The organism is Devosia riboflavina, from assembly GCF_000743575.1.
In the GTDB taxonomy this organism is placed as follows: domain Bacteria; phylum Pseudomonadota; class Alphaproteobacteria; order Rhizobiales; family Devosiaceae; genus Devosia; species Devosia riboflavina.
In genome coordinates, this window is record NZ_JQGC01000013.1 from 94,943 (window position 1) to 111,067 (window position 16,125).

The following is a 16,125-nucleotide window of genomic DNA, read 5'->3' on the forward strand; positions in this document are numbered from 1 at the left end:
AGGGCGTGGCACCAGCTCAGAGTGCCCGACCTCGTGGTTCGAGGGTCGGCTTTGCCGCCCACCTCACCATGAGGTCTTCGATACTAAAAACGGGCCCCTGCGGGCCCGTTTCATTTCCCCTCGATCTCTCGCCCCGCCTCGTACCAATAAAGCTCCGAGCGATCGGGCGGCGTGCCGTCGGCCAGCCAGCGGTCATAAGCGAGCTGGCGCTGCTGCATCTGCTTGGCGCGCAGCCAGTATTCCATCGCCCTGCCCTCGGGCCGTCCGTCCTGTTCCCAGAGAAAATAGGCCGTGTCGCGCACGCGCTCCGCCAGCGCCGAATTCTTGTGCATGAGTGTACCGGAGTAAGAAGATGGGTGGACGCTTGCCCGTCCACCCGATCGGCCTCAAGCGGCCTTCTGGTTCACCACGGTCGTCGCCAATTGCGTCAGCTTCTTGTCCGTCGCTTCTTCCTCGGCCAGCGTCTGTCCGAAGAGATCGGCGGCCTCCGTATGGCCAAGCTGCTTGGCCCAAGCGCGCAGAGTGCCATAGCGGGCGATTTCATAGTGTTCCACAGCCTGCGCCGCCGCCGCGAGCCCGGCATCGAGCGCCTGGGTGCCCTTGAACTCGTCCATGATCGACTTGCCCTCGTCCAGAATGCCGAGGATAGCGTCGCAGGTCTTGCCGCGAGCCGGCTTTCCGAGAATCTCGAAAACGCGTTCGAGGCGTTCGACATGGCCTTCGGTTTCAGCATGGTGCTGTTCGAAGCCGGCCTTCAGGTCCGGCGAGGTGGCAGCCTTGGCCATCTTCGGCAGCGCTTTGAGGATCTGGCGTTCGGCATAATAAATGTCTTTGAGGGTATCGAGGAAAAGATCGTCAAGTTGCTTTTCAGCCATTTATCGTCTCCAGAATTGTGTGGGGGTGACGCTGCGTCTGCAACGGCGCGTTTGCCGTAAGGTTCCGATGGCACGATCACGATCTGGTCTGGCCGTCGCGCCTCGCTTAGACTTGCGCCGAGGAGAATCCGCCCCATGTCGACTTCGCTCTATCCGGCCGATTTCTACGCCAATCGCCGGGCCCACACCGCCCATGCCGCCACCCGCATTTTTGCCGCCCTGCCCACGGGACTGGTGCGCAATCGCGTCGCCGATATCGGCTGCGGCACCGGCACCTTCCTCGTCGCCTCTGGCGCCAGCTATCAGTTCGGCATCGAGGGCGATTGGGTAAAGCCCGACATGCTCGACGATCCCGGCATCGTCTTCGAAAGCCGCGATCTCGAACAGCGCTTTGCCGGTCCTCAGGTCGACCTGGTGCTCTCCCTCGAAGTCGCCGAGCACCTCACCCCCGAGCGTGCCGAAAGCTTCGTCGCCGACCTTGTCGCCATGGCGCCAGCGGCATTGTTCTCCGCCGCCATCCCAGGCCAGGGCGGCGTCGGCCATCTCAACGAGCAATGGCAAAGCTATTGGGCCGCGCACTTCGCCACCCATGGCCGCAAAGCCTACGACGTCGTGCGCGACAAGATCTGGACCGACGAAGCCGTCCCCGCCTGGTACCGCCAGAACGCTGTTTTGTACCTGAATGACGCGACGGCATCAGCCCTCGGCCTGACCGCCAGCGACCCGGCCCTGCTCGACCGCGTCCACCCCGCCTTCTGGGTCCGCGCCAATCGCGAACTCAAATACGCCAACGCGCTGCCAGAGTCCGAAGTGCTGCGGCGGCAGGCGCAGCAACAACAGTAGAAAGCCCCCTCACCCTAGCCCTCTCCCCGGAGGGGCGAGGGGACGCATCGAGTGTGAGGCACTGTCTCGTCACAACCACCAGCCGTATCCCCTCGCCCCTCCGGGGAGAGGGCTAGGGTGAGGGGTATACGGTCGCGTCTACCGCGCCGCCCACAACAACCCGCGCTTCAGAATCGTCCGCACCTGCGGAATTTCCAGTTCGTCCGCCGTGTGCCCGAGCGAGGAATAAAACACCCGCCCCTGGTCATGCGTGGTCGTAAACACCACCGGCATCACCACATCCTTTCGCCAGGGATGAAACTCCCCCGAGAACCTGGTTGTCGCCAAGACCTCAACAGCCGGATCATAGTTCAGGTAATACTGCTCCGAGGTGTGCTCAAAGCTCTCGATCCCGGCCATGATCGGATGATCGGACCGTGTCACGTCCACCGTGTAGGTGATGATATTGCCCGGATGCTGCACCCAATAGACGCTGGCTGCATAGCGGAAGGGCACACTGGCGCGAAACGTCGTCGCCAGCCCCATATGATAGCCCGCCAGCCCCGTCCCGGCCCGAATGGCGGCGATGAGATTGTTCATCTTCTCAGGCGCCAGCGAGCCATCGGTGATAACAGGCACGACGAGGTCATTACTGCCGACATCCTCCGCGCCGAGCGCCTCATAATCCGGCGTCACGGTAACGGCAAAGCCCTCTTCCTCGAGCAATTGCCTGACGACATTGGCGCCGCGCTCCGGCGTATGCAATTCCATGCCGCCCCAGACGACGAGTGCTTTTTTAGTCATAGTCCCAATCCCACTGCCTCGGTGCGATGCACACCCTTGGGCACGAAAGCGAAGGCATCTTCAATGCCCAAGAGTTTCGCCGAAAGATGCACCACCGATAGCCACATTTCCGTCCCCTGCAGGCCCGGCACCTGCCCATCGGCAAAGGCAAAGCCCTTCCCGTCGATCCAGCGCTCCCCCGCCCGCGCGATGACGGAGCGCGCAATCTGCTCCGCCTCTGCCCGCCGATGGTCGGTCTGCTGCAGACAGAGCAACAGCGGGTGAATGGTGTCGAGCAGGTTGCACGCCGTATAGGTCCGGTCCGAAAACCCACCATAGTTGCGATAGTTGAGCAGCACGGAGTCGATCGCCGCTTCAGGCCGCGGCACTGCAACGCCGAACTGGGCATAGGTGCCGCGCGTCAGCCGGTAAAACCCATTGACCGGCTGCAACAGCCCTTCGGCCGCCGTCTGCGAACCCCAAAGCCCCGTGCCGCGATCCTGCTTCATCGCCAGCCAGCCAAATAACGTCTCGCGCGAGGTGCCGGTCGCAAAATACCGCGCATTGAAATAGAGCGCCGTGCCGATGGCATCCACCGCCGCTCCCGCCCCCCAGGCTCGCTCGCGCCAGCTCAGCCCTTCGAGCCAGAGCCGCAATTCCGTCGCCGGTATCTCCACCGCCTCGACCCGATGCAGCGGCCGCCCGCCCAAAACCTCGATTGCATAGCCCGTCGAGAGCACATTATAGAGCGCCAGCCCGTCGTCGCGCTGGGCCATGCCCGGCTTAGGTGGCTGGAATGGATCAGGGAACAACCCGGTTACCCTATCCTGCACCGCCTGCAACCGCGCCAACGTCCCGGGCACATCAAGGCCCGGCGGCAATTGGCCGAACGAGGTCGCAATCTCGATGGCGTCGCAGAGATGCCGATTGCTTTTCCGCGCCTGATTGTCGTTCTCGCGCGACACATATTCGGTGCCGTCAAAATTCTCGGCCAGTACATCGCGCCACTGTTTCGCGGCCCGGTCCCCCAGTGCCTCAAGCTGCTTTCGCGCCTCGTCCTTGCGACCCCGCCCGCGGAAACGCAGCACTTTTGCCGGCACGCCGCCGACAATAGCCATATCAGGCACATCCTTGCTGACCACGGCGCCCGCGGCGATCACCGCCCCGCGCCCAATCGTGACACCATCGACGATAACCGCATTGGCCCCGACCCAGACATCATCCTCGATGGTGATGCCCAGGCTCTCATGCTTCTGAAGATAAATCGGCACCTCGGGATCGTCATAGCCATGATTGAACCCGACCAGCGATGCGTGGCTCGCAATTCGCACCCCATCCCCGCAGCGCACTTTTCCCGAAATCATCGCATAGGGATTGACCGTGCAATGGGCGCCGAATTCGACATCTCCCCGCACGAGCGCATGTCCGCCGATCCAGCTCTGCTCGCCCAAAACCAGATGCGTCGTAAAAATAGCCGCATCCGCCGCCACATAGGCACTGGGCGCAAAGCTCGCTCCGGCCCGCAGCGCCAGCTCTGCCTGCCGCGCCCGGTGCTCTGCACTATCGACATCCTGGGGCCTGCGATCCCAGGTGAGGAACTGCAGCCGGGCGGTCCACCAGTCTTCGTCCTCGCCCGGCAGCGGGCCAATGCTGTTCATCACGCCAGCCTTTCAAGCAGTTCCGGCTGCACTTCATAGAGCATGGGCTTGCCCTCGATGAAGCGCTCGATTTCCTCCGCCGCCATCAGGCCCAGCCGCAACCGCTCGGTGCCGATAGCGCCAGCCACATGCGGCGTCAGAAACACATTGGGCAACGTAAAGAGCGGCGAATCCACCGGCGGAATTTCCGGATCAGTCACGTCGATGACACCAAAAATCCGGCCGGTCTGCAATTCGGCAACCAGTGCCGCCTCGTCGATCAGCGCCCCGCGCGCTGTATTGATGAAGGTCGCACCATCCTTCATCAGCTTCAATTGCCGCGCCCCGATCATCCCCCGTGTCGAGGGCAGAGACGGCGCATGGATGGAAACCACGTCCGATCGCGCCATCAGCGCATCGAGCTCCACCAGCTCAACCCCGGCAAGGTCCGGATCACCCGGCTGCACGAAGGGATCGTAGAGCAGCACGGAAAAATCGAAATTCCGCAAAAGCTCGATCACCCGCCGCCCGATGCGCGAAGCCCCGACAATGCCGACCGTGCGCCGGAAATTGCCGATTTCACTATCTCCCAGCGCATAGCTCGAACGCCGGCTGGGGTCGGCACGATAAAGGTCCCGCAGGGTAAAGATGTGCTTGGCAGAAAAGAGGATCGAAGCCAGCGTGAACTCCGACACCGGTACGGCATTGGCCTCAGCCGAATGCGTCACACGGATACCGGCCACATAGGCGGCCGGATCGACGGTGAATTTCACCGTGCCCGCCGCATGGGCGATGAGCTTCAGGTTCGGCGCGGCGCGCAAAACCTCCGGCGTGATCATCGGGCAGCCCCAGCCGGTGACCAGGATTTCGGTATCGCCCAATAAGCGCCGCGCTGCCGGATCGTCAAAATTCTCGACCGGCTCGCGCTGCAAGAGGTCGCAGCTCTGTTCGAGGCGGTCGATTGTCGCGGTGTCGAAGACGTGCCGCGTCTTGTCTGCCGCCATGGCAAAGAGAAGTTTTGGACCCATCAGAACCGCTCCGGCACCAGGATAGCGCTGACATCAACGCCCTCGCGGGCAAACAGCGCCTCAAGCGCGGCGAGATCAGGCGCATGCGGCGGCGTGGCCAGCGCGGCCTCTGCCTCCGCGCCTGCCGGCAGCGCCATGGCAGCCGTCACCAGCACCGTCGTTCCGGCAGCAATCTCACCGCGCAATTGCGGCACGATGGTCTTCGAGACGATCAGGTTGGTATTGGGGAAAGCCCGGAATGCCCTGCCCTCGCGCTTGCCGCCGAGATCGAGAATGGCGCTGACATCGGTCTTGCTCTTGGCCACAGCGCGGCCGGCCTCATCGATATAGGTGTCGGCATTGAGATCGGCCCGCGCAATGGCAAAGCCGCCCTCGGTCGCGTGCAGGGCTCGCGGCGTGTTGATGCGATGGAGGCGCACATGCCAATGATGCGCCGGAATGAGCCAGGTCTCGACCTCGACATCGCTCCACGGCTTCCACCGCGCAAACAGAACGTTCTCGGCAATCTGCGCCACTTCATTGCTCTCGCGCACCCGGTAGTGGCGGCCGTCATCCGAGAAGGCCAGCGCACCGTCGAAGGCGCCGTTGTGATAGGCCCGCTCGTCCACCTCAACCGAGAAGCCGTAGCGGCTCGAATAGACGAACTTTGCGTATTTCTCGGTGCCCGCCCGCATCTGCCAGTTCTGCTGGCCGCTCGACAGGGCCACCACATTGCCCTTGGTGTGCTGCATCACCATGCCCGGGTGCTTCAGCGGCACCGGCTTGGCGTGGAAATCTGCCTCCACCTCCTCCGCCGTCCAGAAAGGATGGTCCGCCGGCAGCGCCAGCGGCAGGAAGGCTTTCAGCGCCCAATAAGGCGAGCCGGCCGAATTATAGCTCTCGGACATGAAGAGGTTGGGATAGCCATAGCCGATCGACAGCACGCCATCGCCATTGGCGATCGGCAGCTTGCTCCACCAGCGCAGATGTCGCAGGAAGTGCCCCTTGATGACACCCCAGGGCAGCGCCTCAACATCGGCAAAGGCCAGCGCCCCCCAGAAGCCGCCACAGGCAAAGCGATAGGTGAGGCTCCGGCCAAAGGCCAGCGTGCCACCATCCTCGTCGAACCAGTGCTGGATATCTTCGGCGAACAGCCGCGCCCGCTCCTTGTAGTCGGCCACGCGCTTTTCATCGCCATTGGCGAGTTTTGCGTAGATCAGCCCATAAAAGTGCATGGCGAAGGGAATGTAGTGGTCGATCCGTCTGACATTGCCGTCGCGATACCAGCCGTCACCGAGGTAAAAGCCCTCCAGCTCCTTGAGGAAGGTATCGGTATAGGAGCGATCGAATTCGACGCCGCACTGTTCGAGCCCGAGATCGACGAGGATGCGGAAGAACTTCCAGTTATTGTCGGCATATTCGAATTTGCGCGTGTGCTTCAAATAGGCGGCCAGATTGTCCTTCGCCCTTTGCGGCAGCGGATCCCACACCAGATGCGGCAGCATCTTCATGGTGAAGCCGATGGCCGCCAGTTCCACCATGCGCTGGTCGATGCCGTTCACCGTGCCCCAATATTCCGGATGCTCGGGATCGGTGCCATTGGCGAGACCCTGGCGATAAAGCTCCCAATGCTCGAAATCCCCGCCCCCCGCCGCCAGCGGCGTCAGCCCCCAGAGCGGACGCGCAAAGCCTTCAAGGTCAGCCGCCGCCCGATCAAAATGCGCCCCGGCCCCATCGAGCCGCACGCGCGCCGAGCCCTCGGAGAAATAAGGCAGCAACGGCGTGAAAAGATCGCGAAGCCCTTTTTCGACATCGTCACGCGTCTTGAGCGGGTTACCGAAGAGCGGATTGGCTGTAGCCGGATCGTAAGTCATTTCAAGCAATAACCTTTTGCGGCGCCGCATCATAAGCGCCCTTGAGATTGAGTGTTTCGGCAAAGTGGCAGGCGGCCATCTGGGCCGTACCATTGATCGGGCGCAGCACCGGCTTTTCGGCCCGGCACTTGTCCTCGGCATATTTGCAGCGCGTGTGGAACGGGCATCCCTGCGGACGATTGCCCAGATAGGGAATTTCGCCCTTCAGCTCCTTGTTCCGCCCCTTGCGCCGCGTCGGGTCTGCAATGGGCAGCGCTTCGAGCAGCATTTCCGTATAGGGATGCCGCGGCCGCTCGAACAAAAGCTCGGTCGGCGAGGTCTCGACCACATGGCCGAGATACATCACCACCACCCGGTCGGCGATGTAGTTCACGACGCCGAGGTCATGGCTGATGAAGATATAGGTCAGCCCGAACTCTTCCTTGAGATCGTCGAGCAGGTTCAGCACCTGCGCCTGGATCGACACGTCGAGCGCCGACACGGCCTCGTCCGCAATCACCAGTTTCGGATCGAGCACCAGCGCCCGTGCAATGCCGATGCGCTGCCGCTGCCCGCCCGAAAAGGCGTGCGGATACCGCCCGATGGCATCGGCCGGAATACCCACCTTGGCGAGCGTCGAAACCACCCGCTCCTCCAGTTCCCGCCCCTTGCAAATCCTGTGGACGCGCAGCGGCTCGGCGACGATATCGAACACCCGCATATTCGGGTTGAGCGAACTCATAGGGTCCTGGAAGATCATGCGGATATCCCGCCGCCACGGCTTGATGGCCCGCTTGTCGAGCGAAGTCAGCTCGACCTTCTGCCCGCCATCCTGGTGGTAAAAGACCTTACCTTCGGTCACCGGCTGCGCCTTGATGATGCAGCGCCCGAGCGTGGTCTTGCCGCAACCGCTCTCGCCCACGATGGCCAGCGTTTCCCCCGCCTCCACCGTCAGGTTGATATCGTTGAGCGCCACCAGCTCCCGGCTCTGTTTGAAGAGCCCGCCGCCAAGCGTATAGACCTTTGAGAGATTTTCGACGGAAAGCAGCGTCGTCATACGAGCGCCTCCTCTTTCGTATGCGTGAGGAGATGGCAGCGCGCCATATGGCCTTCGCTGACCTGTGTGCGCTCCGGCCGCGTCCCGGCACAGGGCCCAAAGGCATGCGGGCAGCGGCTGGTGAACGAGCAGCCAACCGGCCGATCCTTCGGCGAGGGCACCGTGCCCTTGATCGGCTGCAGCCGCACGCGATCCGCCTTGCGCTGCAATTGCGGCACCGAGCTCATCAGCGCCTGCGTATAGGGATGTTTTGGAGTCTTGAAGACTTCAAACACATCACCCTGCTCCACCACATCGCCGAGATACATCACCGCAATATCGTCGGCGATTTCGGCCACGACCCCGAGGTCATGGGTGATGAACAGCATGGCCATGCCAAAATCGTCCTGTAGCTGCCGCAGGAGGTCCAGAATCTGTGCCTGCGTCGTAACGTCGAGTGCCGTCGTCGGCTCATCGGCAATGAGCAGTTTCGGGGTACAAGCGAGCGCCATGGCGATCATGGCGCGCTGCCTGAGCCCACCCGAAAGCTCGAATGGATAGGCATTGGCCCGATCCCGCGCCCCCGGTACGCCCACCTGGTCGAGTAGCGCAATCGTGCGCTCCCGAGCCTGCTTGGGCTTGAGCCCTTCATGTAGCACGATGATCTCGTCGATCTGGTTGCCGATCGTGTGGACCGGCGAAAGCGAGCTCATCGGCTCCTGGAAGATCATCGAAATCTGCGCACCGCGAATAGAGCGCATGGCGGTGCTGTCGGGTTTCAGCCGGGCAATATCGACCTGCCCGTCGCGCCCGTCATAGACGATCTCGCCGGTCCGAATATCGGCATTCTTGTCGAGGAGCCGCAACACGGCCCGCGCCGTCACCGATTTGCCGCAGCCGCTTTCACCCACAAGCGCCAGCGTCTTGCCCGGCGTGAGGGTCAGGTCCACCTGCCGCACCGCCTCGATATCGGGCTCGTCCGGCGAGGTGAAGACGATGGACATGTCATTGATGGAAAGGAGGGGCTTGGTCATGCCAGGCACTCCTGAAGTTGGAAAATTATCGGCCATGAGGATCAGCGGCGTCACGAAGGCCGTCCCCGAAGAAGTTGAGCGAGAGGATCACGATCACCACGCAGACACCCGGAGCCAGCAGCCACGGCGCCGTCGCCAGCGTGCGGATATTCTGCGCTTCCTGCAGCAGCGTGCCCCAACTCACGATCGGCGGCTGCAGCCCGAGCCCGAGGAAGGACAGCGCCGTCTCCGCCAGGATCATGCCGGGAATAGCCAGCGTCGCCGCCGCAATGATGTGGCTGGTAAAGCTCGGCACCATATGCCGCGTCACGATGCGCCAATCGCTGGCCCCATCGAGCTGCGCCGCGGTGACAAAATCTTCCGTCCGCAGCGACAGGAAGCGCCCGCGCACCACACGCGCCAGCTCGGTCCAGCCGATCAGCGAGAGAATGATGGTGATGGCAAAGTAGGTCTGGAGCGCACTCCAATCCTTCGGCAACGCCGCCGCAAGGCCCAGCCAGAGCGGAATGGTCGGCATCGAGCGGATGAATTCGACCACGCGCATCACCGAGCTGTCGAACCAGCCGCCATAATAGCCGGCGAACCCGCCGATCACGATGCCGAAGAAGAGGCTCAGCGTCACCCCGGCAAGACCGATGGACAGCGAAATGCGCGTGCCATGGATGAGACGGCTCAGCATGTCGCGGCCCAACCGGTCAGCGCCCAGCACATAGAAGGGATCGCGCGGATTCTCGACGCCCATGAACTTTATCGACATCGGAATGAACCCGGCGAGATAATAGGGCTCGGACGGGGCAAAGAACTGCACCGGAATGATCACTTCCGGATCAATCACGAAACTGCGGCGCATTGCCTTGGGATCGACCTCGGTCTTGTAGCCGTTCACATGCGGCTGGAAGGCCCAGCCGCCATCTTCCGTGGCCACGATGAACTGCAACCCCTGCGGCGGCGCATAGGTATAGCGCGCGCTATAGGCCGACGGATCGGTCGGCGCGAGGAACTCGGCAAAGGCCGCCACCAGATAGAAAAACACCACGATCCACAGGCTGACCACCGCCAACTGGTGGCGCTTGAAGCGCCGCCACATCAGGGCAAGTTGGGATTCCCGCTTGAGCTTGGCCGGCGCGACATGCCCCGCCGGAACAACCGTATCGACGGCCATGTCACTTACTCCCATAGCGAATTCGGGGGTCGATCCAGGCCAATAAGAGGTCCGAGATCAGGGTGCCGATGACGGTGAGCACACCGAGCAGCATGATGATGGCGCCTGCCAGATACATGTCTTGCGAGGTCAACGAGCGCAGCAGCAGCGGCCCGGCCGTCGGCAGGTTGAGCACCACCGACACGATCACCGAACTCGACACCAGCGCCGGCAGCAGCCAGCCAATGGTGGAGACGAGTGGATTGAGCGCCACGCGCACGGGATATTTGAGGACGACCTTCCATTCCGGCAGGCCCTTGGCCCGGGCCGTCGTCACATAGGGCTTTTTCAACTCATCGAGCAGATTGGCGCGCAGGATGCGGATCAGTTCCGCGGTGCCTGCCGTCGCCAAAACCAGGATCGGCGCCCAGGCATGCGAGAAGAAGTCCCAGAGCCGCGGCAGGCTCCAGCGCGCATTCTCGAATTCGGAGGAAAAGAGCCCGCCGATCGTCGTGCCGAACCAGACGAAGCTGAGATACATCAAGAGCAGCGCGAGCAGGAAATTGGGAATGGCGAGGCCGATAAAGCCGGCCACGGTCGCCAGATAATCGCCCAGCGAATACTTCTTCACCGCCACATAGATGCCGATGGGCAGGGCGATGAACCACATCACCAGCACGGCGAGGCCCTCGACGAGAATGGAATTGCCCAGGCGTCCCCAGATCAGGGTCGTCACCGGCGCTTTCCATTCAAAGCTCTGGCCGAAATCGCCGCGGCCGAGAATGCCGGAAATCCACTTCCAGTACTGGACGATATAGGGTTCGCCGAACCCATATTGCTGGCGCAGGGCCTCGATGGTCGCCGGGTCTACCCGGTCACCATTGGAACTGAGGGTCGCAAGATAAGTGGTGAGATAATCGCCCGGCGGTAGCTGGATAATGGCGAAAGCCACGAAGCTGACGGCCCAGAGCGTAAGGACCATGGCGATGAGACGCCGGAAAACGAAACGCAGCATGGGCGTCTCCTTGGTATTACGAACTCGGTGCCCCCTTCCCTCGCCCCTTGAGGGAGAGGGACAGGATTTTCGCGTTCAGCGAAAATCCAGGGTGAGGGGCTTCGAACCGTCCTCTGGCAAATCGCTCCGGCGGAGTGATTTGAGGTGAAAAGGCCATGAGAGCTACGCTCGAATGGCCCTCCGCAGAGGAGCCTTTTAAGCGCCCCCGCGGCCCTGGGGAGGGGTCGCGAGGGGCCGGGAGGGACCCTATTCCTGGGCGAAATACCACTGGAACGGGTCGTAGGGCGCCGGGGTCGGGAACAGATAGGCGTGCAGCATCGGTTCTGCGATGTTCCGCATATTGTTCTTGGCGATGTAGTAGCCATTGCCGGGCAGGCTGACACCGATCACCGGAAAGTTCTCCTTGGCGATGGCGAGGATCTGCTTCATCAACTCGTTGCGCGCTTCGGGAGCACCTTCGCTGCGCAGCTGGTTATAGAGGTCCATCTGTTCCTTGGCCCAGTCAGCCGGCTCTTCGGCGATTTCCGGATTGGAGCCATTGTACCAGGCCTGCCAGCGGAAGGCCCAGACGCTTTCCGGATTGGCCGGGAAGTAGTAGCGCGGCTCCTGCACCACATCGAGGCCACCATCGCCCTGCCAGATCTGGGCATCGTAGTCACCCAGCGGCCGCTTGTCGTAATAGAGCGTGCGGTCGATATTGTTGAGTTCGATATCGAGGCCACCGGCTTCGAGCTGGAGCTGCAGCAGCTCCATCATGTCCACCCATTCCGAACGGAACGAGGAGATGATGTCGATGGTGATCTTGAGCGGTGTGCCGTCGGCAAAGGTATAGAAGTCGCCACTCCTAACGAGGCCCGCCGCCTCGAAGGCAGCAGCGGCTGCATCGGCGTCGAACTCGGCATATTGCTTGGCCATTTCCTCGTCATAGAACGGGGATTCCGGGCGGGGCGCGGCCTGGAAGGGTTCGCCCTGGCCGGTAAAGATCACGTCGATGATTTCCTGCCGGTCGATCAGGTGGCTGACCCCGATACGGAAATCCTTGTTCTGGAACAGCTCGCGACGCTTCTCGTCCACATGATTCATGTTGAACTGCAACATGAGCGTGTTCATGGTCGAGGGAATGTTTTCGCCGAGGCGATAGTCGCCAGCCTCCTGCCCATCGAAGAAGATCGGCTGGTTGGCAACGGTGGCGATATGGCGATCCTGGAAGTCGATCTCGCCATTGAGCGCCATGAGCGTGATTTCTTCGAGCGAGTCCGAAACACGCATTTCCAGCCGGTCGATATAGGGTAGCTGATTGCCCTCGGTATCGACCTTCCAATAGTAGGGGTTGCGCACGAACGTGGTGCGGGTCGCGTCGCCGGTCAGCGGCTCCTCGATCATCCAGGCACTCATGAAGGGCAGCTCGGGATTGGCGAAGCGGATGGTTTCCGTCGCCCAGGAGCAGCGATTGCCCATCCACAGTTCCCAGGTCTCAAAACCGGCAGCCTTGGCTTCCTCGGCCGCATTCGGATTGTACTTGGGGTAGAACTGGCTGCAATAATCCTTGCTGAGAGACACCAGCGTCAAGCCGTTGATGCTGGCCAGCTCGTCCATGATCACGCCATTGGGCTTCTCGAAGACCAGGCTGAACGAGGTGTCGTCGATGACTTCGACCTTCACCGGATTGTTCGGGTTCTTGATGAAAGTGCCGGCGCCATAGGTCGGCTCGCTCATCAGTTCGACCGCGAAGGCAATGTCGGCACTGGTAAAGGGCGTGCCATTGTTCCACTTCAGCCCTTCACGCAGCTTGAACGTGAAGGTGCGGGAATCCTCGCTGACTTCCCAGCTCTCGGCCAGGTTCGGAATGATTTCTTTCCATTCGCGGTCATAGCGAACGAGCCCGTCATAGGCGACGGTGCGGCCGATCCAGGCATTGTCGAGGCCGCCGCGCAGGGCGCTGTGCCAGGTGCCGCCATAGGTGCCGACGCTTTCGACCGGCGTGATGACAAGCGGATTGGCTGGCAGGCGCTCGGCAACTGGCGGCAATTCACCGCTGGCAACCGCCGCGTCCAGCACGGGCGATTGCTGCTGCGCCCATACCGGTCCGGCCGCGGCCATCATGGCCGCAATGGCCACGGCTCCGGTCAAACCAAGAGAAAAGTTCTTTCCCATACATAGTCCTCCCATTTCCGGGGTCATCCCCGGCAATCACATTCGGCCGGCCGCTTCCTCGGCAGCTCGACCACGATTGTATTCCGCCCAAAGGACGGCACTCCCGCTCAGGCGAGCGGCGAGATAGCGATGGCAGGGCTCACGCTCCGGCAGCGATGCCGAAAGCCAAAAGCCTTGCCCATGAGTCGATTTCCGGGATGCGACCAAGCAGTGAACGGCCCGCTGGCGGATGCTGCCAGCAGCACCTCCCGCACCGGTTCCGCATGCCACTGCAAAAGAGTCACCAATTCCCCTCCCAGGTTACGCTCGATGCCAACAGTCTGCTAACCGCAGCCGTCCTTTGTGTCACCGAACGCATGCAACGCTATGCACAATCTTGCGCAAATTCAAGTAATTTGCGCATTTCATGCAAATTACGCAATATTGCGGGAATTGCATTGTAGAACGAAGCGGATAGCCCCGGCTGAACCGCGCAAAACTGCGTATTTTCCGACATGGCAGGAGAAAAAGTTTCGCGTGGGAGGCTTTACCGCCGGGGCCGAGCGGCACCCAAAACCATCCCGACGATCGTCACCACCGGATTTGTTCCCGGTGGTCAATGCCATCCGCAGGATGGCTGGCCGTCCCGAGAAGGATTGCCGGGACAAGCCCGGCAATGAGGCCACTCGCGGTCAGCTATGAGCTTGGCCCTGAAGGCTCACTCAATCCGATGAACCGTCTCGCCCTCGACCAGCGTCAGCCCGATCTCCAGGTGCTGCACCGCCCGTTCGCCGTCCATCTGCTGGGACAGCAGACGCACGACGCCACGGCCGATCGCCTCGCGATCCACCCGCACCGTGCTGAGCCGAGGGCTGGCCATGCCGGCAATGGGCAGATCGTCAAATCCCATCAGCGAAAAATTCTTCGGCAGGGGAGAGTCCTGCCCCAAAAGGGCATCGACCATGGACACGGCTACGCTGTCGTTCCAGCAGAACACGGCCGTCGCGTCGTACTTGCCGCTCAAGAGGCCGGACAGCAATTCCTTGCCGGAATTTTCATTGGAGATCACCACCGTGCCCATGGCATCGGGCATTGCCGCCATGGCGGCCTCGAAGCCGCGCCGCCGCTGCAGGATCGTGTGGCGGTGCCTGAACGTATAATGCACGATCTTGCGGTGCCCCGCGTCCAGCAAGTGCTGCGTCGCCATATAGGCGCCGTAGAAATTGGCCGGCGCCACCGAGCTCAGCCGCATCTGCGGGTCGACGCCATTGGCCAGCACCAGGCTGATATCGGCATCCAGCGCCCATTGCACCAGAGTATCGTCGGGGTCGATACCGGCCAGCACCAGCCCACCAGCGCCTGATTTCGCCATGTGCCGCTGCACGAAATCGAGCGTCACGTGGTCCTCGTTGACCAGCCGCACGTCGAGCACGATGCCCGCCTCCGCCGCCTGGCTGCGCATGCCTTCGACAATGCCGTGATAAAAGCTCGCAAGGCTGCCAATGGCGCCGTTGAGCGGCACCATGGCTACGGCGCGCTTGTCGAGACTGCCCACCGCCGGCACATGCTTGCTCTTGTAGCCGAGCATGCGCGCGACGCGCTGAACGTCGCGCCGCACCGCATCGCTGATACCGATTTCATTGGCCAGCGCGCGCGACACGGTCGATACGGACACCCCGAGTTTTTCGGCGATATCGGCTTGACTGGCGCGCTTGCTGGGCATCTGAGAAAATCCTACTTACCCTCAATGCAATATTTGCATTTTTTGAGTAACGCAAGTTTTCTCAAGTGTTAACGCATCCCGAAGCGTTCCCCGAGCCATTTCATCTGCTCGCGATCTTGGAATGGCCCGCCGCCTTCGTGGTTGTTAAACTCATATTCCACAATGGTTTTATCGGTGCCAGCGAAGGCCTGATAGGCGCCATAGACGGTGGAGGGCGGGCAAATATCGTCCATCAGTGCCACCGAGAACAAAGCCGCTGCCTTGCTCTGCCGCGCAAAATTGACGCCGTCGAAATACCTGAGCGTTTCGAAGACCTTGGCCGACTTATCCCTGTGCTGGGCCAGATAGCGTACAATCTCGAGATAGGGATCGCGGCCGGCCGTACGCACGGCCCGCGGAAAATCGCAGAGGAATGGAACATCCGGCATCACCGCCTTGACCCGGCTATCAATCCCCGCGACCGCCAGCGCGATGCCGCCACCCTGGCTGCCGCCGCAAACGGCCACGCGCTCGGGATCGACAAAATCCTGCGCCAACAGCATGTCGACAGCCCGCACCCCGTCGGTGAAGAGGCGGCGATAGTAATAGTCGTTCCGATCCAAAATGCCCTTGGTCATCACGCCCGGAATGGACGAGGTCGAGCCGATCGGGTCGGCCGTCGCGCCCATGCTCCAGCTACTGCCCTGCCCGCGCGTATCCATGCGGAAATAGGCATAGCCCGAAGCCGCCCAATGCAGCAGTTCATGCGGAAAGCTGCGCCCGCCGCCATAGCCGATGAACTGCACCACCAGCGGCAGTTTTCCGTCCCGGTTCTTGGGCAGCACCAGCCAGCCTTTGACGGGATGTCCACCAAAGCCCGGAAAGGTCACGTCGAAGGCCTCGACGAGTTTCAGCGTCGTTTCGACCGGTTCAATGTGCACCGCCCCGCCAATGCCGCGCGCCTCGCCCAAGGTCTCGGCCCAGAATGTTGAAAAATCGGCGGGAATTTCCACCGCGCTGCGATAGGCACCGAGCGCAGGGTGAACGAGATCGGGGAATGGCACGGAACGATCCTGGTATGGAAGAA

The 16,125-nt window shown here is 61.9% G+C and carries 14 protein-coding genes; 1 reads left to right on the plus strand and 13 read right to left on the minus strand.

Going from position 1 to position 16,125, the window contains the following annotated elements; all coding sequences use genetic code 11:
- Nucleotides 1-110 precede the first annotated feature (110 nt).
- Nucleotides 111-332 (minus strand): DUF2934 domain-containing protein, encoded by a 222-nt coding sequence (locus tag JP75_RS26870; protein WP_051960725.1) that lies wholly within the window; start codon nt 330-332, stop codon nt 111-113.
- A 54-nt stretch (nt 333-386) separates the two neighbouring features.
- Nucleotides 387-875, minus strand: a complete 489-nt coding sequence (locus JP75_RS14455; RefSeq protein ID WP_035084156.1) for a YciE/YciF ferroxidase family protein — start codon at nt 873-875, stop codon at nt 387-389.
- Nucleotides 876-1,010: 135 nt separating this feature from the next.
- Between JP75_RS14455 and JP75_RS14460 the strand changes: the two genes are divergently transcribed.
- Complete coding sequence (locus tag JP75_RS14460) at nt 1,011-1,718, plus strand: class I SAM-dependent methyltransferase (RefSeq protein WP_051960726.1); 708 nt, start codon at nt 1,011-1,013, stop codon at nt 1,716-1,718.
- A gap of 138 nt (nt 1,719-1,856) precedes the next feature.
- On the opposite strand, the gene JP75_RS14465 is transcribed toward JP75_RS14460, so the two are convergent.
- From JP75_RS14465 to JP75_RS14515, 11 genes are all read right to left on the minus strand, one after another.
- Nucleotides 1,857-2,501: a ThuA domain-containing protein gene (locus JP75_RS14465; RefSeq protein ID WP_035084159.1), complete on the minus strand. Its 645-nt coding sequence runs from the start codon at nt 2,499-2,501 to the stop codon at nt 1,857-1,859.
- The gene (locus JP75_RS14470) at nt 2,498-4,138 is read right to left on the minus strand and encodes an acyltransferase (protein WP_051960727.1); all 1,641 of its coding nucleotides are present in this window, start codon (nt 4,136-4,138) and stop codon (nt 2,498-2,500) included. The genes JP75_RS14465 and JP75_RS14470 overlap by 4 nt, the downstream gene beginning before the upstream one ends.
- Entirely contained in the window at nt 4,138-5,148 is a 1,011-nt protein-coding gene (locus JP75_RS14475) for a hydroxyacid dehydrogenase (RefSeq protein ID WP_152565854.1), read from the minus strand. The genes JP75_RS14470 and JP75_RS14475 overlap by 1 nt, the downstream gene beginning before the upstream one ends.
- The gene (locus JP75_RS14480; RefSeq protein ID WP_035084164.1) at nt 5,145-6,998 is read right to left on the minus strand and encodes a DUF2264 domain-containing protein; all 1,854 of its coding nucleotides are present in this window, start codon (nt 6,996-6,998) and stop codon (nt 5,145-5,147) included. Before JP75_RS14480 ends, JP75_RS14475 begins: the two co-directional genes overlap by 4 nt.
- Before the next feature lies 1 nt (nt 6,999).
- Nucleotides 7,000-8,034 (minus strand): ABC transporter ATP-binding protein, encoded by a 1,035-nt coding sequence (locus JP75_RS14485; protein ID WP_035084166.1) that lies wholly within the window; start codon nt 8,032-8,034, stop codon nt 7,000-7,002.
- Entirely contained in the window at nt 8,031-9,047 is a 1,017-nt protein-coding gene (locus JP75_RS14490; protein WP_051960728.1) for an ABC transporter ATP-binding protein, read from the minus strand. Before JP75_RS14490 ends, JP75_RS14485 begins: the two co-directional genes overlap by 4 nt.
- A gap of 25 nt (nt 9,048-9,072) precedes the next feature.
- Nucleotides 9,073-10,209 (minus strand): ABC transporter permease, encoded by a 1,137-nt coding sequence (locus JP75_RS14495; protein WP_035084168.1) that lies wholly within the window; start codon nt 10,207-10,209, stop codon nt 9,073-9,075.
- Nucleotide 10,210: 1 nt separating this feature from the next.
- A complete protein-coding gene (locus JP75_RS14500) occupies nt 10,211-11,203 on the minus strand; it encodes an ABC transporter permease (RefSeq protein WP_035084170.1) in 993 nt (330 codons plus the stop codon).
- 246 nt (nt 11,204-11,449) lie between these two features.
- Complete coding sequence (locus JP75_RS14505; protein WP_160194695.1) at nt 11,450-13,321, minus strand: ABC transporter substrate-binding protein; 1,872 nt, start codon at nt 13,319-13,321, stop codon at nt 11,450-11,452.
- Nucleotides 13,322-14,054: 733 nt separating this feature from the next.
- A complete protein-coding gene (locus JP75_RS14510; protein WP_035084172.1) occupies nt 14,055-15,059 on the minus strand; it encodes a LacI family DNA-binding transcriptional regulator in 1,005 nt (334 codons plus the stop codon).
- 68 nt (nt 15,060-15,127) lie between these two features.
- Nucleotides 15,128-16,102: an acetylxylan esterase gene (locus JP75_RS14515; protein ID WP_035084290.1), complete on the minus strand. Its 975-nt coding sequence runs from the start codon at nt 16,100-16,102 to the stop codon at nt 15,128-15,130.
- Between the last annotated feature and the right edge of the window lie 23 nt (nt 16,103-16,125).